Origin of the sequence: Nocardia sp. SSK8 (genome assembly GCF_037034205.1) — a bacterium.
In the GTDB taxonomy this organism is placed as follows: Bacteria; Actinomycetota; Actinomycetes; order Mycobacteriales; family Mycobacteriaceae; genus Nocardia.
The window spans coordinates 1-21,638 of sequence record NZ_JBAGKD010000002.1 but is presented as its reverse complement, the minus strand read 5'-3'; the positions used below and the strand labels follow the sequence as shown (position 1 = coordinate 21,638).

Annotated in this window: 20 protein-coding genes and 1 pseudogene; 10 read left to right on the top strand and 11 right to left on the bottom strand. The window is 70.3% G+C overall.

What is annotated here, in order from left to right; translation table 11 throughout:
- Window positions 1-6 precede the first annotated feature (6 nt).
- A complete protein-coding gene (locus WA675_RS03650) occupies window positions 7-519 on the top strand; it encodes a DinB family protein (protein ID WP_336081920.1) in 513 nt (170 codons plus the stop codon).
- A 104-nt stretch (window positions 520-623) separates the two neighbouring features.
- On the opposite strand, the gene ligA is transcribed toward WA675_RS03650, so the two are convergent.
- Window positions 624-2,615, bottom strand: coding sequence for an NAD-dependent DNA ligase LigA (ligA, locus tag WA675_RS03645; RefSeq protein ID WP_336081919.1), 1,992 nt, complete (start codon window positions 2,613-2,615; stop codon window positions 624-626).
- 229 nt (window positions 2,616-2,844) lie between these two features.
- Here ligA and WA675_RS03640 point away from each other — a divergent pair, with 229 nt between their 5' ends.
- Both WA675_RS03640 and WA675_RS03635 read left to right on the top strand, forming a co-directional pair.
- Window positions 2,845-3,222 carry a DoxX family protein gene (locus WA675_RS03640; RefSeq protein WP_336081917.1) on the top strand — a complete coding sequence of 126 codons (378 nt, stop codon included), beginning with the start codon at window positions 2,845-2,847 and terminating at the stop codon, window positions 3,220-3,222.
- A gap of 492 nt (window positions 3,223-3,714) precedes the next feature.
- Complete coding sequence (locus WA675_RS03635; RefSeq protein ID WP_336081915.1) at window positions 3,715-5,079, top strand: WS/DGAT/MGAT family O-acyltransferase; 1,365 nt, start codon at window positions 3,715-3,717, stop codon at window positions 5,077-5,079.
- A 14-nt stretch (window positions 5,080-5,093) separates the two neighbouring features.
- Here the strand turns inward: WA675_RS03635 and WA675_RS03630 are convergent, their stop codons facing one another.
- The 5 genes from WA675_RS03630 to WA675_RS03610 form a co-directional block, all read right to left on the bottom strand.
- Window positions 5,094-6,470: a DUF1254 domain-containing protein gene (locus WA675_RS03630; RefSeq protein WP_336081913.1), complete on the bottom strand. Its 1,377-nt coding sequence runs from the start codon at window positions 6,468-6,470 to the stop codon at window positions 5,094-5,096.
- Between the two features lie 378 nt (window positions 6,471-6,848).
- Window positions 6,849-7,487 carry an NADPH-dependent F420 reductase gene (locus WA675_RS03625; RefSeq protein ID WP_336081911.1) on the bottom strand — a complete coding sequence of 213 codons (639 nt, stop codon included), beginning with the start codon at window positions 7,485-7,487 and terminating at the stop codon, window positions 6,849-6,851.
- Window positions 7,488-7,513: 26 nt separating this feature from the next.
- Window positions 7,514-8,146 (bottom strand): NAD(P)-dependent oxidoreductase, encoded by a 633-nt coding sequence (locus WA675_RS03620; RefSeq protein WP_336081910.1) that lies wholly within the window; start codon window positions 8,144-8,146, stop codon window positions 7,514-7,516.
- Between the two features lie 4 nt (window positions 8,147-8,150).
- Window positions 8,151-8,537, bottom strand: a complete 387-nt coding sequence (locus WA675_RS03615; RefSeq protein ID WP_336081908.1) for a nuclear transport factor 2 family protein — start codon at window positions 8,535-8,537, stop codon at window positions 8,151-8,153.
- Window positions 8,538-8,562: 25 nt separating this feature from the next.
- A complete protein-coding gene (locus WA675_RS03610) occupies window positions 8,563-9,306 on the bottom strand; it encodes a 3-oxoacyl-ACP reductase family protein (protein ID WP_336081906.1) in 744 nt (247 codons plus the stop codon).
- A 115-nt stretch (window positions 9,307-9,421) separates the two neighbouring features.
- Here WA675_RS03610 and WA675_RS03605 point away from each other — a divergent pair, with 115 nt between their 5' ends.
- The 6 genes from WA675_RS03605 (at window position 9,422) to WA675_RS03580 (ending at window position 15,623) form a co-directional block, all read left to right on the top strand.
- Window positions 9,422-10,024, top strand: a complete 603-nt coding sequence (locus WA675_RS03605; RefSeq protein WP_336081905.1) for a TetR/AcrR family transcriptional regulator — start codon at window positions 9,422-9,424, stop codon at window positions 10,022-10,024.
- 48 nt (window positions 10,025-10,072) lie between these two features.
- The gene (locus WA675_RS03600) at window positions 10,073-10,984 is read left to right on the top strand and encodes a helix-turn-helix domain-containing protein (RefSeq protein WP_336081904.1); all 912 of its coding nucleotides are present in this window, start codon (window positions 10,073-10,075) and stop codon (window positions 10,982-10,984) included.
- Window positions 10,985-11,162: 178 nt separating this feature from the next.
- Complete coding sequence (locus WA675_RS03595) at window positions 11,163-12,371, top strand: cytochrome P450 (RefSeq protein WP_336081902.1); 1,209 nt, start codon at window positions 11,163-11,165, stop codon at window positions 12,369-12,371.
- 23 nt (window positions 12,372-12,394) lie between these two features.
- A complete protein-coding gene (locus WA675_RS03590; RefSeq protein WP_336081900.1) occupies window positions 12,395-12,772 on the top strand; it encodes a limonene-1,2-epoxide hydrolase family protein in 378 nt (125 codons plus the stop codon).
- Window positions 12,773-12,893: 121 nt separating this feature from the next.
- Entirely contained in the window at window positions 12,894-13,796 is a 903-nt protein-coding gene (locus tag WA675_RS03585; protein WP_336081899.1) for an alpha/beta fold hydrolase, read from the top strand.
- Window positions 13,797-13,952: 156 nt separating this feature from the next.
- Window positions 13,953-15,623: an FAD-binding dehydrogenase gene (locus WA675_RS03580; protein ID WP_336081898.1), complete on the top strand. Its 1,671-nt coding sequence runs from the start codon at window positions 13,953-13,955 to the stop codon at window positions 15,621-15,623.
- An 18-nt stretch (window positions 15,624-15,641) separates the two neighbouring features.
- Here the strand turns inward: WA675_RS03580 and WA675_RS03575 are convergent, their stop codons facing one another.
- From WA675_RS03575 to WA675_RS03565, 3 genes are read right to left on the bottom strand one after another with little or no spacing between them, the layout of a single operon-like run.
- Window positions 15,642-16,262 (bottom strand): TetR/AcrR family transcriptional regulator, encoded by a 621-nt coding sequence (locus WA675_RS03575; RefSeq protein ID WP_336081896.1) that lies wholly within the window; start codon window positions 16,260-16,262, stop codon window positions 15,642-15,644.
- A 33-nt stretch (window positions 16,263-16,295) separates the two neighbouring features.
- On the bottom strand, window positions 16,296-18,095 hold the full coding sequence (locus WA675_RS03570; RefSeq protein WP_336081894.1) for an acyl-CoA dehydrogenase: 1,800 nt from the start codon (window positions 18,093-18,095) through the stop codon (window positions 16,296-16,298).
- Window positions 18,092-19,528: an amidase gene (locus tag WA675_RS03565; RefSeq protein WP_336081893.1), complete on the bottom strand. Its 1,437-nt coding sequence runs from the start codon at window positions 19,526-19,528 to the stop codon at window positions 18,092-18,094. Before WA675_RS03565 ends, WA675_RS03570 begins: the two co-directional genes overlap by 4 nt.
- 101 nt (window positions 19,529-19,629) lie before the next feature.
- On the opposite strand from WA675_RS03565, the gene WA675_RS03560 reads away from it, so the two are divergent.
- The gene (locus WA675_RS03560) at window positions 19,630-20,274 is read left to right on the top strand and encodes a TetR/AcrR family transcriptional regulator (RefSeq protein WP_336081891.1); all 645 of its coding nucleotides are present in this window, start codon (window positions 19,630-19,632) and stop codon (window positions 20,272-20,274) included.
- A 153-nt stretch (window positions 20,275-20,427) separates the two neighbouring features.
- Here WA675_RS03560 and WA675_RS03555 read toward each other — a convergent pair whose 3' ends face one another.
- Together WA675_RS03555 and WA675_RS03550 are read right to left on the bottom strand one after the other, a co-directional pair.
- Window positions 20,428-21,378, bottom strand: a complete 951-nt coding sequence (locus WA675_RS03555) for a methylenetetrahydrofolate reductase (protein ID WP_336081889.1) — start codon at window positions 21,376-21,378, stop codon at window positions 20,428-20,430.
- Window positions 21,378-21,638, bottom strand: a pseudogene (locus tag WA675_RS03550) (serine hydroxymethyltransferase); the annotation flags it as partial. The gene WA675_RS03555 and the pseudogene WA675_RS03550, both read right to left, overlap by 1 nt.

The following is a 21,638-nucleotide window of genomic DNA, read 5'->3' as shown; positions in this document are numbered from 1 at the left end:
CCGGCTGTGACGACCGACGACCGACCGATGCCCCCGCTCGACGCCGACGAACGCACCACCCTGGAATCCTGGCTCGACTTCTACCGCGCCACCCTGGCCCGCAAATGCGCGGGTCTCGACGACACCCAGCTGCGCACCGCCGCCGCACCCCCGTCCCCACTCACCCTCCTCGGCCTCCTCCAGCACCTCGCCGAGGTCGAACGCAACTGGTTCCGCCGCGTCCTCCTCGGCGAAGCCACCCCACCGATCTACGACCCGGCGGCCGACACCACCGCCCACGACGGCGGATTCGACCTCACCGCCCACTCCTCCGGCATCACCGCCCTCGCGACCTGGCACGCTGAGATCGACCACGCCCGCCACAACTGCGCCACCCGTGCCCTGACCGACACCAGCCCCTTCCTCGACAGCGAGGTCAGCCTCCGCTGGATCTACACCCACATGATCGCCGAATACGCCCGCCACTGCGGCCACGCCGACCTCCTCCGCGAACGCATCGACGGCGTGACAGGCGTCTAGCCGAGACTCCCCCATCTCGCTGGCTCACCGCGACGATCGACAGCGCACTCGGCTGACGGCACCGACCATCCCGACGTCGACGCCGTCAGCAGCGGGCGGCGGGCCTAGGTGACCTTGGCGGTGATCAGGAGGTCCCAGATCTCGGACTGGTCGACGACTTCCACGCCGAGCTTCTCCGCCTTGGCGAGTTTGCTGTCGCCCACGCCTGCGCCGGTGATGAGCAGGTCGGTGTTGGCGGAGACCGAGGAGGCGGTGGTCGCGCCTGCCTGTTCGCAGAGGCGCTGGAAGGTGGGGCGGGCTACTTTCTCGCCGGAGCGGGGGTCGCTGATGGCGCCGGTGACGACCACGGTCTTGCCTGCCAGGGGCGCGCCCGCGGCGACGACTGGGGGGAGGTCTTCCGCGCGGACGTCGAGGTTCACTCCGGCCGCGCGTAAGGCCTCGAGTTCGGGGCGCAGGCGGGTGAGGTGGGCGACCAGGGAGGCGGCCACCTTCGGGCCGATGTCCTCCACCGCGACGAGCCGTTCCTCGCCCGCGTCGGCGACCTCCTCGAGCGAGCCGAAGCCCGCCCTGGCCAGCCGGGCGGCGGTGCCGTCGGAGGCCATCGGGATGGCCAGGCCGATGAGCGCGCGGCGCAGGCCGACCTGGCGGCTGGTGTCGATCGACTCGATCATCCGCCCGGCTGAGACCTCGCCGATGCGGTCGAACTCCAGTAGCCGCTCCTTGGTCAGGGTGTAGAAGTCCGACGGGCGCTCCAGGATGCCCGCCTCGGCCAGGCGCTCGATCCAGACCTGCCCGATGGCGTCGATATCGGCGGCGGCGCGTGAGGCCCAGTGGATGAGCCTGCGCACGGTCTGCGCGGGACAGGAGACATTGGTGCAGAACAGTTCCCGGCTGTTGCCCTGTTCGCTCACCGGCTGCCCGCACGACGGGCACGCTGTGGGCGGCACGATCTCGCGCTCCTCGCCGGTGCGCGCGGCAGCATCCAGCACACCAGCCACGAACGGGATCACATCGCCCGCGCGGCGCACCAGCACGGTGTCGCCGATCTTGATGTCGCGGGCGCGGATCACCTCCTGATTGGCCAGGGTGGCCTTGGTGACGGTGGTGCCGCCCACGAACACCGGTTCCAGCCAGGCCACTGGCACGATCTTGCCCGTCTTGCCCACATCCCAGACCACATCGGCGAGCAGCGTGGTCTTCTCCTCGGCGGCGAATTTGAACGCCAGCGCGCCGCGCGGGGAATTCGAGCGGGTGCCCGCGGCGGCGTAGGCGATGCGGTCGGCCAGGCGCAGCACCGCGCCGTCGAGGTCGTAGTCCAGGTCGTTGCGGATCTGCTCGATGGCGGTGATGGCCGCCTGGGCCTGTTCGGCATCGGCGCATACGCGCATCTGCGCACCTTCCACGCCGAGCGCGCGCAGCCCGTCGCCGAGGTCGACCGCGCCCTCCTCGGTGGGCATGTCCAGGTCGAAGCCGAAGAACTGCAGCCGACGCTCGGCCACGGTGGCCGGGTCCTTGGCGCGCAGCGTGCCCGCCGCGGCATTGCGCGGGTTGATCAGCGGTTTGTCCGGGTGGGCGGTGTTGTAGGCGAGGAAGGTCGAGCGCAGCATGACCGCCTCACCGCGCACCTCCACCCGGCCCGCGGCCTCGATCCGGTCGGGCACGCCGTCGACCAGCGCGCGCACCAGCATGGTCACATCGTCGCCGGTGGTGCCGTCACCGCGGGTCACCGCGCGGACCAGGCGGCCGTCCTCGTAGACCACCGACAGCGACAGCCCGTCGAGCTTCGGCATGACCACCACCGGCTGGCCGGGGAACCGGTCGAAGAAGGCCGCCACCTGCTCGGGCTTGGTCGCCTTCTCCAGCGACAGCATCGGGCGGGCGTGCCGGACGGGCGCGTGCAGCACCGTCGGAGCGCCGACCTGCTCGAGCGGATTCGGCTCGGGTGTCAGCTCCGGATGCGCCTCGATCAAGGCGCGCAGTTCGTCCTCGATCGCGTCGTAGTCCGCGTCGGCCACCACCGGTGCGCCGTCGTAGTAAGCGCCACGCAGCGCCACGATGCGATCGGCGAGTTCCTGGATGCGTTCCCCTGTGTCCACGCCCCGGACGCTACCGGTACCCACCGACACCGACGCGGATCCGGTGCCCTGTCGGCCCGGCCCCGCCCGCGGCGGATCAGGGTCGCGTGCCCACACCGGACGATTCACCCCCGCGACGGGCCGGATGAGCAGCTCTGACCTGCGCATTCACTCGTGTCCGAGGCCCGCGCGCCGTAGAATTCAACCCAGACGCGAGATGGTGCTCTTCGTCGCCGAAGGAGTGATCGACATGTCTGTGGTGCTCTGGATCCTGGCCGCTCTGCTCGCCGCGGTGTTCCTGCCCGCGGGGGCGATGAAACTGGCCACCCCGTACGAGAAACTCGCGGCCGACCCGCGAATGGGGTGGGCGAAGGACTTCTCACCAGGGATGGTGAAGGCCATCGGCGCCCTCGAGGTGGCGGGCGCGGCGGGCGTGATCCTGCCCGGCCTGTTCGATATCGCGCCGATGCTCGTGGCCTGGGCCGCGGTCGGCCTGGCGCTGATCGCGATCGGCGCGATCATCACCCACCTGCGCCGCGGCGAGACAGCCAGTATCGCGCCGCCGGTGGTCCTCCTGGTGCTTGCCGTGATCGTCGCGTGGGGCCGGTTCGGCCCATACGCCTTCTGATCCCACCGACCGAGCCGGGATTCCGGGCGCGGCGGAGCGCTCAGGGGTTGGTCGGCGGCTGGGGTGTGGCGCCCTTGCGGCTCTCGTGCTCGGCCCGGCGGAAGAACGCCGCCCGTTCGCGGTCGCCCGCCCGGTCGGCGTCCTGAGCGTATTCCCACATGCGGAGCACATTGCTCGGATAGTTCTCCGAAGCGGAGAATTCGCCGGGTTGGTTTTCGTGCCGGTGGAGAACTTCGGAATTCCTCGGCGAATTCCCCGACTCGGCAAATGTGAAGCGTGCATGCTTCACGCGTTCGATCGCATCACCCTGATGAGGTCCCGTCCGAAGGAGAACGCCATGTCCGGTTCCGCCGACGATTTCGTCGCCTCGATCATCACCCGCCTGATCCAGAATTGGTTCAGCTCGCTGAGCGCGGGCTGAACCGGATATCGATGACGACGGCCCTCGGCGCGGGAGGGCCGTCACAACCCCGCCCACCGAAAGGCGCCGCCATGGGTTTGATGTCACCGATGGATTCGATGTTCCTGCTGATGGAATCGCGCGAGCATCCGATGCACGTCGGCGGCCTCTCGCTGTTCACCGCCCCGGCGGGGGACCGGAGCGGCGCGGCCAGGTCACTGTACGAAGACCTGATCGCCGGCGGCGGTGAGCTCGCGCCGACATTCCGCCGCAGGCCGGGACGCTTGCTGGCCGGGTTCTCGGCGCTGCAGTGGGACTCCGACGACGACGTCGACATCGACTACCACGTGCGGCTGCTGTCCCTGCCCGCGCCCGGACGGGTGCGCGAACTGCTGGAACTGGTGTCGATGCTGCACGGCTCGCTGCTGGACCGGCACCGGCCGCTGTGGGAGGCCTATGTCATCGACGGCCTGGCCGACGGCCGGATCGCGCTCTATGTCAAATCCCATCACGCGCTCATGGACGGGATCAGCACCGTCCGCACCTGGCAGCGCGCCCTGTCGGCCGATCCGGCGACCCGCGACTGCGTGCCGCCCTGGTACCGCCGACCGCGTACGGAACCGGCACCGTCCTCGCTGCTGACCCGTTCCCTCGACGCCGGACGCGCGGTGGGGAGACTCGGGGCGACGATCCCGCGCGCGGCGACCGGCGCCTACGCACTGGCCCGCGACTACCCGCAGCCCCGCCCGTTCCAGGCGCCGGAGACGATGTTCAATGTGCCGATCACCGGCGCGCGCCGGTTCGCCGCGCAGTCCTGGCCACTCGCTCGGCTGCGCGCGGTCGCGGCACGTTCGGGGACGACGCTCAACGATGTGGTGCTGGCCATGTGCTCGGGCGCGCTGCGCGACTATCTGCTCGCGGCGCACGCACTGCCTGGTGACCCGCTCATCGCGATGGTGCCGGTCTCCCTGCGCGGTGCCGACCAGAGCGGCACCGAGTCGGGGAACTCGGTGGGCGCGGCACTGTGCGACCTGGCCACCGACAGCGCGGATCCCGCCGACCGGCTCGCCCGCATCCACGGGGCGATGACCAGGTCCAAGGCGAGCATGGCGAAACTGACGCCGCTGCAGCTGCTCGGTATGTCCGCGGTCAATGTCGCGGGCCTGGCCCTGCCCGCGCTGCCGGTGCCGCTCCCCCGATCCGCGCCGCCGTTCAATATCGTCATCTCCAATGTGCCTGGTGCCGAGGAACCGAGGTACTGGAACGGATTGCGCCTCGAGGCGGCGTACCCGGCGTCCATTCCGCTCGATGGGCAGGCGGTCAACATCACCACCGTGAGTTCCGGTGGCGGCATGCATTTCGGGATCGTCGGCTGCCGCCGCACCGTCCCGCATCTGCAGAATCTGCTCACCGGCCTGGACCGGGCGCTGATCGGCCTGGAAGAAAGTACGGCCTGAGCCGCCGGGGCCGATCAGTGGCGGCGGAAGTCCGGGAGCTGCCAGGTCCCGTCGAAGGCGGGGCCCTGCGGGCCGTAGATGCGGAAGTAGGCGAACCAGCCCATGCCGGGGACGGTCTGGATCCACCGCTCCGGCGGGGTGTTCGGCGGCGGGGTGGGCCCGAAGTACACGGTGAGCGGCGCGTCGGTGTCGATGTCGGCGAGTTCGAACATCGAGCGCAGCGCCGCGCGGTTCTGCGGGGCCTGGATCTCGCTGCGGGTGCGGGCGTCGTAGACGGTGATCGACCAGAACAGTTTCGCGGGGACCGGCTGGGGCACCGTCAGGCTGTAGTAGCCGCCGCCGTCGAGATAGTCGCCATGGACATCGCGCAGGCCGAGCCAGTACAGCGAGCCCGCCCCCGGCTGCCGGGCGAACATCGCCGGTGACTCGATCTGGGCCTGGTAGAACCATTTCTCCCGGGCGTAGAGGTCGACGTAGTCGCCGGTGTCGAAGGTGCCGTTCTCCGGGCGCAGGACCGCCCACTCCCAGTGCCCGCCGGGCCAGACCACCCGCTCGGGCCGTCGATCGGCGAAGGACTGCACGCACAGATGCAGGTGGCCGCGCCGGGCGGCATCGGTCAGGATGGCGGCCTGGCGCCGGTCCGGGGCGAACGGGGCGCCGCGGGTGATGCCCAGCGCGGCGAGTTCCCCGTACTGGTAGCGGTAGTCCGGGTTCGGTGGTTCGGCCTGCACGATCTCGTGCAGGACCCGCCAGTAGTCCAGACCGGCCTCCCAGCGCACCGGCGAGAAATCCAGCCCCTGCTGCACCGAGAGATCCACCCACTCCAGTGCAGCGGAGTCCGGATCGGCGCCGAGCGGATACACCCGCACCTGCTTCATCCGCTCGACCGCGCCGTCGACATCCGCGCCTTCGGGCAGGGCCCGGATCAGCACGAGCACCCGATTCGTCGTCGCCGAGCCCGCATAGCAGTCCTCGGGGACCGGGCCGTCGAAGCCCGGCGGCAACAAGACGTGCTTCCCGCCCGCGGCACCCGCCGGACCGGGCAGGCCGAGATCGAGTACCCACAGCTGATTCAGGTCGTTCGCGGTACCCATCAGCGGACCGGCGGGAATGTCGACCACCATCGGCCCGTCGGACAGGTCCAGCGTGAGCCCGGAATACGGGGTGTCGGAGTTCGCGGTGAACACATACTGATCGGGTGTGCCCACCAGCAGGGCCATCACCCGGTTCGGCACCGCGCCCGCGGCCAGATTGCCCCGCCAGGTCGCCTCGAGCGACACCGTCGGGAAGAAGAACCGGTACATCGCCAGTGCCCGGTTGTAGTCCAGCTCATCGTAGGCCCTGCCGATATCGCCCCGGCTCGGGTAGCCGTTCCAATTGCCCTGCGTCATCACGACCGACCTTCCGCGTGCGGTTGGCTTCGGTTCGTGACGATAGGTCGCGGGCCGCGGGGGGCGCCTCACCCGCAATGGATGAGATCGTCGTCGCGATGCGAAGCGCCTCGCCACCCTTCGCGGCGAAGGGCGGCGAGGCGCTCACGACGGAGACAGAACCGGCGAATGGCATCGTCTCCGTCCGGCGACCAGCGGCCCCGGGGGTATGACGAGGCGCCGATCACCGACGTCCGCGCAGGCGCCGACCGGCTATCACAAGGTCGGCGGCGCCTGGGTCGCGAACGCAATGCAGAGTCTGCCCAGCTCAGCCCCTTCTGTCACTGTCCGGCAGCGAGAATTCGGTCGCCCTGGTTGCTCTCCGGTGACGAACCCTCCTCAGCCGCCGACCAGCTTCCGCGCCGCGGCTTCGCCCAGCGGGCCCCCGGCGCCGCCGAACTGATGCAGCGCGCCCTGCAACTCGATGTCGGCCGAGCGATCGATGCCGCCGGCCCGCACGGGCGCGTAGCCTGCCGCGGTGATCAGTTCGGCCGTGATGACGGCGACGCGGTCGTCGTCGGTGACGTAGAACAGCGCATTGCGGGGTTCGGCGTTCGCGGCGGTGGTGAGGGTTTCCGCGCCGAGCGTGCCGAAGGCCTTGGCGAAGCCGGTGCCCGCGGGAACCAGCGGCGCGATCGTCTCCCCACCCGACTCGTTCTCCCCGATGATCCGGGTGATCGGCCCATCGCGGAAGGACACCGGATTGGTCGGATCGATGAGGGTCTTGCCTACCAGAGCGTCGCCGTAGTCGGCGAGGAACCCGGGCAGGGCCGAGAAGAAGATCGCCGGGATCACCACCTCCGCCACGTCGATCGCCGCGTCGATCGAGGGTGCGGCATTAGCTCCCCGGATCGAATCCGCCAGCGCGACAGCCTTGGCTGGATCACGGTCGGCGACGACCACCTCCTGTCCGCCCGCCGCCAGCAACGCGGCGACGCGGGATCCGATCCGGCCGAGACCGATGATCGCTGTAGTCATGAACTTCTCCTTCGGAATGAGTGTGGTCAACGGGCGATGGTCACCGCGTGCCGGAACCACTCCGGCTTCGCCGCCGCGTCCAGCAGGGCGGCGGCCAGGTCGGCCCGGGCGAGCGGCTTGGCGCCGTGCAGTGGGGCGTCGATCGCCGTCCGGTAACTGCCGGTGGCCGGAGCGTCGGTCAGGCGGGACGGGCGCAGCGCCGTCCACTCGGCGTCGCTGCTCACCAGCACCTGTTCCATCCGTGCCATATCGGCGAAGGCTCCGCCGAAGAACAGCGACACGATCGGATGCAGCACATACCGGTCGACGGCGTTCTGTTGCGCGGCCGGGGCCGCGGGTGTCGCGCTGACCGCGACGATGCGCCGGGTTCCGGTGTCGGCCATCGCCGCGAGCATCGTCGCGACACCGGCCGAATACACCGTGGTCGCGGCCCGGCCCTGGGTGCCGAGTGCGGAGATCACCACGTCGCTGCCGTGCACGCCCTCGCGGATCGCGGACGCGTCGGTCAACTCCGCCTCGATCACGCCGACCCGATCGCGCAGGGCATCGAACGGCCCGGTCCTGCGGGCCACCACGGTGACCTCGTGTCCCTCGGCCAGCGCCCGGTCGACGACGAGCCTGCCCGTCGCCCCGGTCGCGCCGAATACGGTGACGCGCACGGCCTCAGCCCCAGAACTCGTCTTCGGCGGGCTGGTCCTCGCTGATCAGCCACACTTCGGCGATCGCGTCGCCGCGGACGCGGAAGACATCGACGCCGTTCTGGGCCAACGCCGTCCGGCCCGCACGGGTGGCGCGGAAACGCACGGTCGCGGCCACGAGATCGCCGCGTTCCACCACGTCGACGACCTCGAGGGCGAAGGTGCCCGCGCTCAGTTCCATGAATCGGCCCAGCAGTGCCACCACACCGCCGGGTCCGTGGTGTTCACCCGAGAGCGGATTGCCGCCGGGCTGATGCCAGATCACGTTCTCGTCGAAAGTGCTTGCCAGGGCGGCCATATCGCCCGCCGCCAGCGCGGCCCCGTAGCGGTTGAAGACATCGATCGCGGACATGTTTCCTCCTGGGAGTGTGCCGGTGTCAGATGCTGAAGCCGCCGTCGACATTGATCGAGGCGCCGGTGATGTAGGCGGCGTCGGGGCCGCTGAGGTAGGACACGAGGGCGCCGACCTCGTCGGTGGTGCCGTAGCGGCCGGTCGCGATGTGCGGGCGCAGCAGTTCCGCGAACGGGCCATCGGCGGGGTTCATCGCGGTGTCGACGGGGCCGGGCTGGATGGTGTTGACCGTGATGCCCTTGGCGCCGACCTCGCGGGCGAGCGCCTTGGCGAACCCGGCCACACCGGCCTTGGTCAGCGCGTAGATGCTCGCACCGGGCACCGGGTTGCGCTCGGCGTTGACGCTACCGATAGTGATGATCCGGCCACCGGCCGGCATCGCCCGCACCGCCTCCTGCGAGGCGTGGAAGACCGCGTTCAGGTTCACCGCCAGCAGCCTGTCGTAGGCCTCGGCACTGATCTCCTCGAACGGGCCGAAGTGGCCCAGCCCGGCATTGTTCACCAGGATGTCGAGCCCGCCGTGCTCGGCGGCCACCGCGCGCACCGCGGCCCGCAGGGCCTCCGCGTCGCCGGAGTCCACCTTGACCGCGTGCGCGGTGCCGCCGCTCTCGTGGACCGACTTCACCAGCTCGTCGGCGGCCTCGGCCGAGGACTGGTAAGTGAACGTGACGGCAGCGCCGTCGGCGGCGAGGCGCCGGACCACTCCCGCGCCGATACCGCGCGAACCCCCGGTCACGAAGGCGATCTTTCCGTCGAGCGTGCGGGTCATGAGTCCTCCTCGGTTAGCGATTCAGCAATTATTGATTGCTCATTCCAGATTTCACTACAGGTCAGAAGGTGTCAAGTGATATCTTGAACACATAGTCAAGAATTGGAGGTGCCCCATGGCAGCCGGACGGCCGAGGGAGTTCGATATCGAGCGGGTCCTCACGAACGCGCAGACGGTGTTCTGGGCCAAGGGTTATGAGGCGACATCCATCGCCGATCTGTCCGCGGCGACCGGACTGAAACCGGGCAGCATCTACGCGGCCTTCGACTCCAAGGCCGGATTGTTCGAGCAGGTGGCCGAACGCTACGAGCAGAGCGCGGCCGACGCCTATATCGCCGACGCCATGGCGGCACCGACCCTCCGCGAACTCGTCCGCCGGTGGCTCACAGGTGTGGCGGAGTTCGTCACCGGGGCGACCACACCGGCCGGGTGCCTGCTGGTCCGCAACTCGCAACTGGCCGACGGCAGCGTCGGCCCGGCCCTGCGCGCCCGGTACCGAGCCGGTGAAGCCGCCCTGCTCGAACGGGTCGAAAACGCCCGCGCCACCGGCGATCTCGCCGAGAGTGTGCGCCCCGAGGTCGTCGTCCGGTTCGTTCGCACCCTCGCCGAGGGCATCGCGGTGGAAGCGGCGATGGGCGTGAGCCGCGCGGAATTGCTCGCCATGGTGGACCTGCTCACCGCGCGACTGCCCTGGGAGTCCGCCGACCACCCGGCCTGAGCTCCGCGGTGCGGCCATCGGTCACCGGTGATGCCTATAGTGACGGGAATGCCGACTGCAGGAGGTGCGGTGCCGCCCGAGAAGACCGAGTCCGGTGAGCTGTCGCCGCCGACCCAGCGGGTGATGTCGGTCCTGGAGTTGCTGGCCGCGGCACCGCGACCACAGACCTCCGCGCAGATCGCCGACAGCCTCGCCCTCAGCCGCTCGACGGTCGGCAATGTGCTCTCCGCGCTGCGCGCCCGCGCCTGGGTCAACCGGCGCGCCGATATGACCTACGAGGTCGGGCCCGGTCTGCTGCGGGTCGCCGAGCAGCAGCAGAGCAAGCTGGCGGGCGGCGATCCGCTGCGGAGCGCCCTGCACGAGCTGGCGAACACCGTCGATTGTGGCGTCGCGCTCCTCCGGCTCGACAACGACGAGATCCGGTTCGTCACCGTGGTCGAGAACCGGGGCCGGATTCCGGCGGGGATCTCGGCGGGCACCCGGCTGCCACTGATCCCACCCGGCGCCGCGACCATCGTCGCCCACTCCCCCGACCCGGTGCGTCGATCCTGGCTGGCCGCCGCCGATCCCGGGGAACGCGGCGACTACGAACAGCTGCTCACCGATGTCCACACCCTCGGCGCCGCCGTCTGGGGTGTCGACGCGAACAGCCTGGCCACCCTCGACGTGCTGGCCGACGTGGTCGAGCACCTGGCCCACGATCCGGCCAGCAGCGCCCTGCGCGACCGGATCCTCACCCTGCTCGGCGGTATCAGCGGAAGCGCCTACCGGCCCGGAGAACTCGCCGCCGACGCACCGCTGCCGATCAGCTACCTGTCCGCGCCGGTCCTGGACACCGACGGCGCTCCCCTGGCCGAACTCCTGATCGGCCCGCTGCGCACGGCGGTGCCGAGGCCGGAGCGCGATCACTACCTCGCGGCCCTCACCATGGCCGCGCACGCCATCCGCGCGCATCTCTGAACCGGGCCCGGTCGACGACGGGCAGCCGCGCACCCATTGAACAGCCGCGCCCGAAAAGCCGTCGCGCCGCGCTCCCGGCCGTCCGGTATTCACTCTTGCCAGTTCTCGCCCGGCACCCCTACAGTCGCTGTACAGTTATTTGCATTCCACAGTACGAATATTCGCATCAGGAGCCGACATGTCAACGCCGACAGTGCTCGACCAGACCGATATCGACGGCATAGATTTCGCCTTCGATAACCTGCCCGACGTGCACGGCGTCCTCGCCGGACTGCGAGCGAACCGCGACTACGCCATCGTGCCGTTCGCCGGTGTCCGCGCGGTTCTGCTGCTCACCCACGAGCTGGTCAGCGCGGCCTTCAAGGACGAGGCCACCTTTCCGGCCGCCGCGATCTACCGGATGACCACCGGACCGGTCCTCGGCAAGACCCTGCAGTGCATGGAGGGCACCGAGCACCGGATCGCGCGGGGCGTCGCGACTCCGCCGTTTCGCCGCGCCAAGGTCGCCGACTACCTCGAACCGCTGCTCGAGCCCCTGGCCCACGAGCTCATCGACCGGTTCGCGAGCCGTGGCAGCGCCGATCTCGTCGCCGAGTTCACCACGAAGTACCCCGTCCTGGTGATCAGCCGGTTGCTCGGCCTGCCCATCGAGGACGAGACCGTCGTGCACCGCTGGGCGCACGACTTGTTCTACTTCCCGCTCGATCCCGAGGCCGCCCTGCGCGCCTCGCGCGAGTTCACCGACTATGTCACCCCCATCGTGCGGGCCCGCCGCGCCGAGCCCGGCGACGATCTCATCTCGAGGCTGGTCACCGAGTCCGCCGAGGGCGAGCACCTCGACGACGAGCAGGTGCTGTCGTTCCTGCGGCTGCTCTTCCCGGCCGGCGCCGATACCACCATGCTCGCCCTGGGCAACACCCTGTCCGCCCTGCTGACCCACCCCGATCAGCTCGCCCTGCTGGCCTCGGATCCGGACGAGTGGACCCAGTGGGCGATCTGGGAGGGCCTGCGCTGGGAACCACCGGTCGGACTGCTGCCGCGCGCCTGCCCGGAAGCCGTGGACTGGCACGGGATCTCGATCCCCGCGCTCACCCCGATGATCTTCTCGATCAACGCCGCCCACCGCGATCCAGCCGTCTACGAGCGGCCCGACGAATTCGACATCACCCGCAAGAAGATGACGATGCTGTCCTTCGGTCAGGGCGTGCACAGCTGCGCGGGCAACTGGCTGGCCATCGCCGAGCTCACCACCGCGCTGCGGGTCCTCCTCGACCGTCTGCCCGGCCTGCGCCTGCAACCCGACGCCGACACCGACGCCGAGGTGACCAGCCAGGTCGGCACCGCCCTGCGCGGCCCCAACGCCCTGCGCGTCGGCTGGCAGCGATGACCCACCGCCTCCAAGGACTACCCATGCCCACCGATCCCGCCGCGATCGTCACCGAGTTCTGCGCGCTGTGGCGCTCGGGGAGCGCCGAGGAACTCGCCGAGTACTTCACCGACGACGCCGTCTACCACAACATCCCGATGCAGCCGGTCACCGGCAAGACCGCCATCACCGACTTCCTGCGCGGCTTCCTCGACACCTTCGGCGGTATCGAGTTCACGATTCATCGCCAGTTCGTCGACGGTTCGACGGTGTTCAACGAGCGCACCGACCGGTTCCGGCTCGGCGAGAACGTCGTCGAGCTGCCGGTGGCCGGGGTCTTCGAGATCGTGGACGGGCGGATCGGCGCCTGGCGCGACTACTTCGATATGACTCCGATCACGGCAGCCACCCAGCCTTCATGACCTGACACCAATCACGGCACCGAGATTCTGCGATCGGTGCAGTGACCGCCGGGTGGCCCGCGTCCGATACTCGACCTGGTCGGAAACGCGGCGCGGGCCGCCGGTGGAGAGGTGGCCGCAGATGGCGTTGTCCGTGAACCCGCAGCGACGGGCCGGGCGCGGAGAACCGGTGGTACTGCTGCACGATCTCGGCCTCACCTGGCATTCCTGGGGCCGCTGCGTGGAACTGCTCGCCCGCACCTATGACGTGTTCGCCCCGACGCTGCCCGGCCACTGGGGCGGGCCAGGGCTCCCGGGGCCGGTGACCCTCACGACGCTCCTCGACGCGGTCGAGCGGCAGCTAGACGAGGCCGAACTGGACCGGGTCCACCTGGTGGGCAATGGTTTCGGCGCCTGGATCGCCGCCGGACTGGCCCGCCGCGGACGCGCGGGCTCGCTCACCGCGATCGCCCCGCTCGGCCTGTGGCACAACGATCCGGCGACCGCCGCGGCGGTGCGTGCCGAACTGCGGCGCCGTTCGGCAGTGCTCCCGCTGCTCGGCCTGATCCGCAATCCGGTCGCGGGCCCGATGGCGCAGCGAGCCGCGCTGCGCTCACTCACCGGCCGCTCGGCACCCGCCATGCTCGACCTGTGCGAGATCACCCGGCGTCGCGCGGTCGTCACCATCGAGGCGCCCCTGCACTGCGCGGTGATGAACGCCCTGGTCGACACACCCGAGTTCGCGCGCGGCTGGCACCCGGTCATCGCGGAATCGCCCCGGACCACCGTGATCACCAGCGGCCGCGACCGGCTGTTGCCCCGCCCGGTCCTGGTCGCCGACCCCCGGGTACACACCGAACACCTCCCCGAACACGGGCATGTCCCGATGCTCGACGACCCGGACCTGATCGCCCGCGCCATCCGCGACACGATCGGCGGCGCGCCGTGGCTGCCGAACACCCGCGACAGCACCCCGGCACCGCGACGGCCCGCCACGCGACTCCACACCACCGCGCCGGTGCGCGATCACGGGCGCCGGACCTGATCACCGACCGGATTCTTCGCCGATCCGCGCCCTGCTGACGGTCATCCCGATCACGACCACCACCCTGTTACGATGCGTCATCAAATCCGATGCATTATCGTATCGGATACAGAGGTGGCGGCCGGCGGCTGCCGGGCAAGGAACGGAGGTCGGCCGATGGATGCCGATGTCATCGTGGTCGGCGCGGGACTGGCCGGGCTGGTCGCGACCCATGAGCTGACCCGTCAGGGCAAGCGGGTGCTGGTCGTCGATCAGGAGAACGCCGCCAATCTGGGTGGGCAGGCGTTCTGGTCGTTCGGCGGGATCTTCCTCGTCGATAGCCCCGAGCAGCGGCGCCTCGGCGTCCGGGACTCGCTCGACCTGGCCTGGCGCGACTGGTCCGGGAGCGCGGCCTTCGACCGGCTCGACGACGAGGACAGCTGGGCGCAGCGGTGGGCGCGCGCCTATGTCGAGTTCGCCGCGGGTGAGAAGCGCCGGTATCTCACCGATCTCGGGATCGGCTTCCTGCCCTCGGTCGGCTGGGCCGAGCGCGGTGACCTGCGCGCCGACGGCCACGGCAACTCGGTGCCGCGCTTCCACATCGCCTGGGGCACCGGCACCGGCGTGGTCGGCCCGTTCGTCGAGTCCGCGCTGCGCGCCGCCGAAACTGGCCTGGTGCGGTTCCGGCACCGCCATCGCGTCGACGACCTGGTGTTCACCCACGGCGCCGTCACCGGCATCCGCGGTGTCGTGCTGGCCGAGGACGACGCCGAACGCGGCGCGCCGTCCAACCGGGACGTCGTCGGCGAGTTCGAGTTCTCCGCCCCGGCGGTCGTGCTGGCGACCGGCGGTATCGGCGGCAATCACGAGGTCGTGCGTCGCTCCTGGCCCGCCCGGATGGGCACCCCACCGTCCCGGATGATCACCGGCGTCCCGGCCTATGTCGACGGCCGCATGCTCGATATCGCCGCCGATGCCGGTGTCCGCCTGGTCAATCGCGACCGGATGTGGCACTACACCGAGGGCATCCAGAACTGGAATCCGATCTGGCCGAAACACGCCATCCGGATCCTGCCCGGCCCGTCCTCGCTCTGGTTCGACGCCCTGGGCCGCCGCCTGCCCGCCCCCTATCTCCCCGGCTACGACACCCTCGGCACCCTGCGCTACCTGCGCACGACCCCCGAGATCGCGGCCTACGACCACTCCTGGTTCATCACCACCCAGCGCATCATCGCCAAGGAGTTCGCGCTCTCCGGCTCCGAGCAGAACCCCGATATCACCAACCGCGACCGCAAAGCCCTTGTCCGGGAACGGGTTTTCGGCAAGGGCGCGCCCGCCCCGGTCGAGGCGTTCAAGAACCACGGCGCGGACTTCGTCGTCGCCGACACCCTCGACGAGCTCGTCGCGAAGATGAACGGCCTCACCGACGAACCCCTGCTCAGCCCGGACGGCCTCCGCGAGCAGATCCTCGCGCGAGACCTGCAGGTGGACAACGCCTACAGCAAGGACGCCCAGATCCAGGGCATCCACAATGCCCGCCGCTACCTGGGTGACCGGCTCATGCGCGCCACCGCCCCGCACCGCCTGCTCGACCCCGCCGCCGGACCGCTCATCGGCGTCAAACTGCACGTGCTGACCCGCAAGACCCTCGGCGGCATCCAGACCGACCTCGATTCGCGGGCCCTCGGCGCCGACGGCACCCCCATCCCCGGCCTGTTCGCCGCGGGCGAGGCGGCGGGCTTCGGCGGTGGCGGCGTGCACGGCTACAACTCCCTGGAAGGCACCTTCCTCGGCGGGTGCGTCTTCTCCGGCCGGGCCGCGGGCCGGGCCCTCGCGCGCGAGCTCTGACCGATCAGGGCGGCCCGCTCAGCGGGCCGCCCTGCGCTCGGCCGCCGTGAGCCGGGTGATCAACCGCCCGAGCCATGCCCGCGCCGCCGCCTGATCCCGGTCGAGCAGCAGCTGCACGGTGACACCGTCATAGGCGGCCACCACGGCGTGCGCGACCTCGGCGATCGTGCCCGCCGACGCGGACAGCGCGAACGCCCCACCCGCCAGCTTGGCCTCGATGGCGGCACGCAGCTGGGCGCGATGGGCGACGAGCCGCTCGGCCAGTTCCGGCTTGCGCGCCGCGTGGGTGAGGAAATCGGTCTTGACCAGCAGCCAGTCGCGATCGAGCAGCAGGGTGGCGGCGAGCCGATCGATGAACCCGGCCAGATCATCCGGGTCCTCGCCCGCCTCGAGCGCGCTGCGCACCTGCTCGGTGATCAGCGTCGCGCGCTGGTCGTAGAGGACGAAGAAGAGTTCGTCGAGGCTGTCGAACTGTGAATAGAACGCGCCGCGGGTGTATCCGGCGGCGCTGCACACGTCCTCGATGCGCGTCGGCCCGAAGCCCTTCTCCGCGAACACCCCGAACGCCGCGTCCAGCAGCCGCGCCCTGGTCTCGGCACGGCGCTTGGTCACCCGGGCGGGCTTGTCGGGTGTGGGCACGCACCCACCCTACAATGCCCGCCCTGGCCTGTTTCAGAACCAGTCGGGGCGGCAGTCGCTGGTGGTGGTGTCGAGGCTGTCGAGCAGGTCGAATTGCGGGCCGGTGCGCGGGAGTTCGACCCGGAAGAAGTAGCGCGCGGCCTGCCGCTTGCCCTCGTGAAAGGCCTCGGTGCCGGTGCCGAGGGCCAGGAACTGTTCGAGCCAGATCCAGGCCAGCACCACATGACCGACCGCTTCCAGATAGGTGGCGGCGTAGGCCAGCGCGACGGCGGGGTCACCGGTCGACCACAGGGTCGCTGTGGTGGCCGCGATCCGGGCGGTGGCCTGGTCGAGCCGGATGGCCAGCTCCGCGGCCTCGCCGCCCGCCGCGGTCGCTCGCGCGGTGGTGGCGGCGATGGTCTCGAGCAGCAGGGCCAGTCCGGCGCCGTTGCCCATCACCACCTTGCGCCCGAGCAGGTCGAGGCCCTGGATGCCGTGGGTGCCCTCGTGGATCGGGTTGAGCCGGTTGTCCCGGTAGAACTGCTCGACGTTGTATTCGCGGGTGTAGCCGTAGCCGCCGTGCACCTGGATGGCCAGGTCGTTGGCGGCCAGGCACCACTGGGAGGGCCAGCTCTTCGCGATCGGCGTGAGCACGTCGAGCAGCAGCCGGGTGCGGGTGCGGTCGGACTCCTGCTCGGCGGTGCGTTCCTCGTCCAGCAGCCGGTAGCAGTAGAGGTTGAACGCCAGCGCGCCCTCGACATAGCTCTTCTGCGCCAGCAGCATGCGCCGCACATCGGTGTGCTCGATGATCGGGATCTGCGGGGACGCCGGATCCTTGACCCCCAGTGCCCGCCCCTGCGGCCGGGTGCGCGCGTAGTCCAGCGCGTGCAGATACCCGGTATAGCCCAGCGCGGTCGCGCCCTGCCCGACACCGATGCGGGCCTCGTTCATCATGTGGAACATGTAGGCGAGCCCATGGTTCGCCTCGCCGACCAGATAGCCGACCGCGCCCGCGGACCCACCCGGGGTGTACTTGCCCTCCCCGAAGTTCAGCAGGGTGTTGGTGGTGCCGCGGTAGCCCATCTTGTGGTTGAGGCCGACCAGCACCACGTCGTTGCGCTCGCCCAGCGTGCCGTCCGGTTCCACCAGGAATTTCGGGACGATGAACAGCGAGATGCCCTTCACACCGGCGGGCGCGCCGGGGATCTTGGCCAGCACCAGGTGCACGATGTTCTCCGACAGCTCGTGCTCACCGCCCGAGATCCACATCTTGGTGCCGGTGATGCGGTACGTGCCGTCGTCCTGCGGCACCGCGCGGGTGGTGATGTCGGCCAGCGAGGACCCCGCCTGCGGCTCCGACAGACACATGGTCCCGAAGAAGCGGCCCTCCACCATGGGCCGCACGAAGGTCTCGATCTGTTCCTTGCTGCCGTGCGCCTGCAGCAGATTCGCGTTCCCGACCGTGAGGAACGGATAGGCGGCCGTGCCCACATTGGCGGCCTGGAACCAGGCGGTGCAGGCCCCGGCGACCACCGCGGGCAGCTGCATGCCGCCGATCTCGTAATCCATGGCGGCGCCGATCAATCCGGCCTCGGTGAAGACCTTCAGCGCCTGCCCGACCTCGGGGATGATGTGCACCCGTTCGCCGTCGAAACGCGGTTCCTCGGCGTCGCTCTTCTTGTTGTGGGTGGCGAAGTGCCGGGTGGCGATCGCCGCGCTGAGGTCGAGGACCGCGTCGAAGGTGCCCCGATCGTGATCGGCGAAACGCGGACGGGTGGTCAGCGCGGTGACGTCGAGCCACTCGTGCAGCAGGAAATCGAGATCACGGCGGGACAGCAGCAGGGAATCGGTCATCGTGTCTTCCTCGGTGGTGCCGGTTCGGTGGTGGCCGCGACCATGTTCTCGTGAACGACCGGGAACGGGTGCGCGGATTCGAGAAGGTAGGCCAATTCGAGCAGGGTCCGCTCGTCGCCGTAAGCGGCGGAGAGCTGTACGCCGATCGGCAGCCCCGCCACGGACAGACCCATCGGCAGCGAGATCGCCGGGGTACCCGCCACATTGTGCAGCGGTGTGAACGAGACGTAGCCGATCAGCCGGTCGATCAGTTCGTCGAAGGGAACGGTCGGGGCGAGATGACCGAGCCGGGGCGTGGTGTGCGCCAGCACCGGCGAGACCACGACATCGTGCTTCGTCAGCCAGGAGGCATAGGTGCCCGCCACCGCGCGCAGACGCCGCAGCGTCGCGGGCATGCGGTGCAGTGAACGCCGATGGTGGGCGCGCAGGCCGCGGGTGAGACCGTCGGCGCGCGCGGTGTTCCAGGAACGGTCGAGGGCCAGTGGACCGGTGGTGGTGACCAGGTCGGCGAGCAGCGCGTAGTAGCGCAGGAAGTCGCCGACGAATCCCGGCGAGACCGGCATCTCGGCGCTGTCGACCCGATGCCCGGCGTCTTCGAGCAGCGAGGCGGTCAGCTCGACCGCGGCACGGGTCTCGGCGTCGACGGTGGCGCCGGTCGGGCTGTCGAGCAGCAGGCCGACGCGCAGCCTGCGCCGCGCGGGTCCGGTCACCATGCCGATCGCGGGCATTCGGGGATCACGGTGGTGGCGCTCAGCGGCGGCGAAGAAGGCCGCGGTGTCGCGGACCGTTCGCGTCACAACGCCCTCGCCGACGAGATTGATCGGCATGAATCGCCTGGACTCGGCGTCGACCAGCCGTCCCCGCGAGGGCTTGAGCCCGACCAGCCCGGCACAGGCCGCGGGAATGCGGATCGAGCCACCACCGTCGTTGGCGTGCGCGATGGGCACGACTCCTGCCGCGACCAGCGCCGCCGCACCACCGGAGGACGCACCCACCGAATAGCCGGGGTCCCACGGGTTACGGCACGCCTCGGCACCGTCGAATTCGGTACTCGCGTTGAGCCCGAACTCCGGCAGCCGGGACTTGCCGAGCACGGTCACGCCAGTGGACAGCAGCTGCCGGGCGACGGCACCGTCGCGCGCGGCGACCGGCGCCCGGTAGGCGGCGCTGCCGTTCTGTGTGGGTAACCCGGCCGCGTCGACGTTGTCCTTCAGATAGGTCGGCACACCGGTGAAGACCCCGGCCGCACCCCGCCGCGGCCGGTCGTAGGACGCCGCCACGGCATGTAACTCGGGGTCCACCCGTTCCGCGCGCGCCACGGCCGCGGCGGCGAGTTCGGCGGGGCTGACCTCGCGGGCCGCGACCCGCCGCGCCAATTCGACGGCATCGTCGGCGGCCAGGGCGTCGTCGGTGAAGGCATGGACACGGGACATCGGCACTCCTCGAAGCCTGGAAGATCTCCGAGAAAGGCTAGAAGAATTTCCAGAGTATGTCTAGAAGATCTTCCAGAGAACCTCGCCTAGGATCACATGCCATGACCGCTCGTCGCCATGGACCCAGCGCGCAGGCGCGCCGCGACGCACTCCTGCGCGCGACGGTGGAGATCGTGGCGGAGCGGGGGGCGGCGGGAGTGACCCATCGCGCGGTCACCGAGCGCGCGGGCCTGCCGCTGGCGACGGTGAGCTACTTCTTCTCCTCGATCGATGACCTGCAGGCCGAGGCACTGCGGGTGTTCGTCGCCGAGGAGCAGGTCACCCAGATCGCCGTCGCCGAGCGGCTCGGGGCACAGCAGCTGACCGCCGACGAGGTCGGCCAGGCCCTGGCCGCCGCGACCGCCCCGCGCTACCCGGATACCCTGGCTTTCTTCGAATCCCTGCTGCATGCGGCACGGACCACGGAGTTCCGGGCGCCGGTGGAGGAGGCACTGGTGGCGACCAGGGCGGTCGCGCACGCGGCGCTGGACGCGGTGGGCGCGCCCGATCCGGCCGCGATCGCCCCGGCGCTCACCGCGCTGGCGCATGGGTTGGCCTTGCAGCGGATCGCCGCGCCGGGGCTGATGGACGAGACCATCTCCTACGAGGCGTTCCGCGCCCTGGTCCTGGGCTATCTGCTCCAGAACGGGCACGAGGAACTCGCGTTGTCCCTGTCCCGCACCAGTTCGGACCCCGAAACGCACTGAGCCCGTGAGTGTCCCGGTGGCGTCGAGCCGATCCCGTCGGCACGGTGGCCGCGCGGGTGGGCGCAGGCCTATCCGGCCGATCCGGCCGACCGGCGCCGGTATCTGGCGTCGGCCGACTCGCCGAGTGCACGCGGCGAGTCGGCCTGATCCGGGTCAGCGCACTGCGAGCGGTGCCTCCGTGACGCCGTAGCCGAGGTTCGCCAGGACCTCTCCGGTGGCTTTGGCGAAGTTCAGCGTGATGAAGTGCAGGCACGGGGCGCCCTCGCGGATGAGCCGTTCGGCCATCTCGGTCGCGATCGTGATGCCCTCGGCGCGCACCGCCGCCTGGTCCGGTTCGGGGCCGGTGCCCGCGGCGCGGCGCAGGCGTTCCATGACCCCGGCGGGCAGCGGCCGCCCGCTCAGCTCCTCGGCGCGCGCGACGGTGCGCAGTGAGGTGATGGGCATGAGCTCCGGGATGATGGGCTTGGCGCCTTCGATCGGGTCCAGGGCGCTCACCCGGTCGCGCAACCGCAGGTAGTGCTCGACGTCGAAGAACATCTGGGTGATCGAATACTCCGCGCCCGCACGGAGTTTCGCGACGAGGTGCCGGGTGTCGTGGGCCAGGTCCGGTGAGCGGTGGTGGCCCTGCGGGAACGAGGCGACGCCGACGTGGAAGTCGCCGAGGTCACGCACGATGCGCACGAGCTCTTCGGCGTAGCCCACGCCCTCGGGGTGTTTGGTCCACGGCCCCAGCGGATCTCCCGGCGGGTCACCGCGCAGCACCAGCAGGTTGCGGATGCCGGAGTCGGCGTAGGCGCCGACCAGCGCGCGCAGTTCGGCCACGCTGTGGCCGACGGCGGTGAGGTGGGCGACGGGCAGCAGGGTGGTCTCGCGGGCGAGGTCACCGGTGATGCGGACGGTGCGGTCCTTGGTGGAGCCGCCCGCGCCGTAGGTCATCGAGGCGAAGGCCGGGTGCATGCGCTCGAAGTCGCGCACGGTGCGCCACAACCGTTCCTCCCCGGCGGCGTCGCGGGGCGGATTGAATTCCACCGAGAAGGGCACGCCCTTGCCCGCGTGCACGCGTAGGCTCTCGGCCACCGACAGTCCGGTGGTGCCATTCGCCATCAGAGCAGATCCCAGTCTTCGAGGCCCTGGTAGAGCGGGACACTCTGCGCCAGCTTCGACACCCGACCACGCAGAGTCTCGGTATCCGAGGTACCCGCCAACGCCGCGGCGATGATGTCAGCGACCTCGGTGAACTCGGTGTCGCCGAAGCCGCGGGTGGCCAACGCCGCCGTACCGATGCGCAGACCCGAAGTCACCATCGGCGGACGCGGGTCGAACGGGACCGCGTTACGGTTGACCGTGATACCGACCTCGTGCAG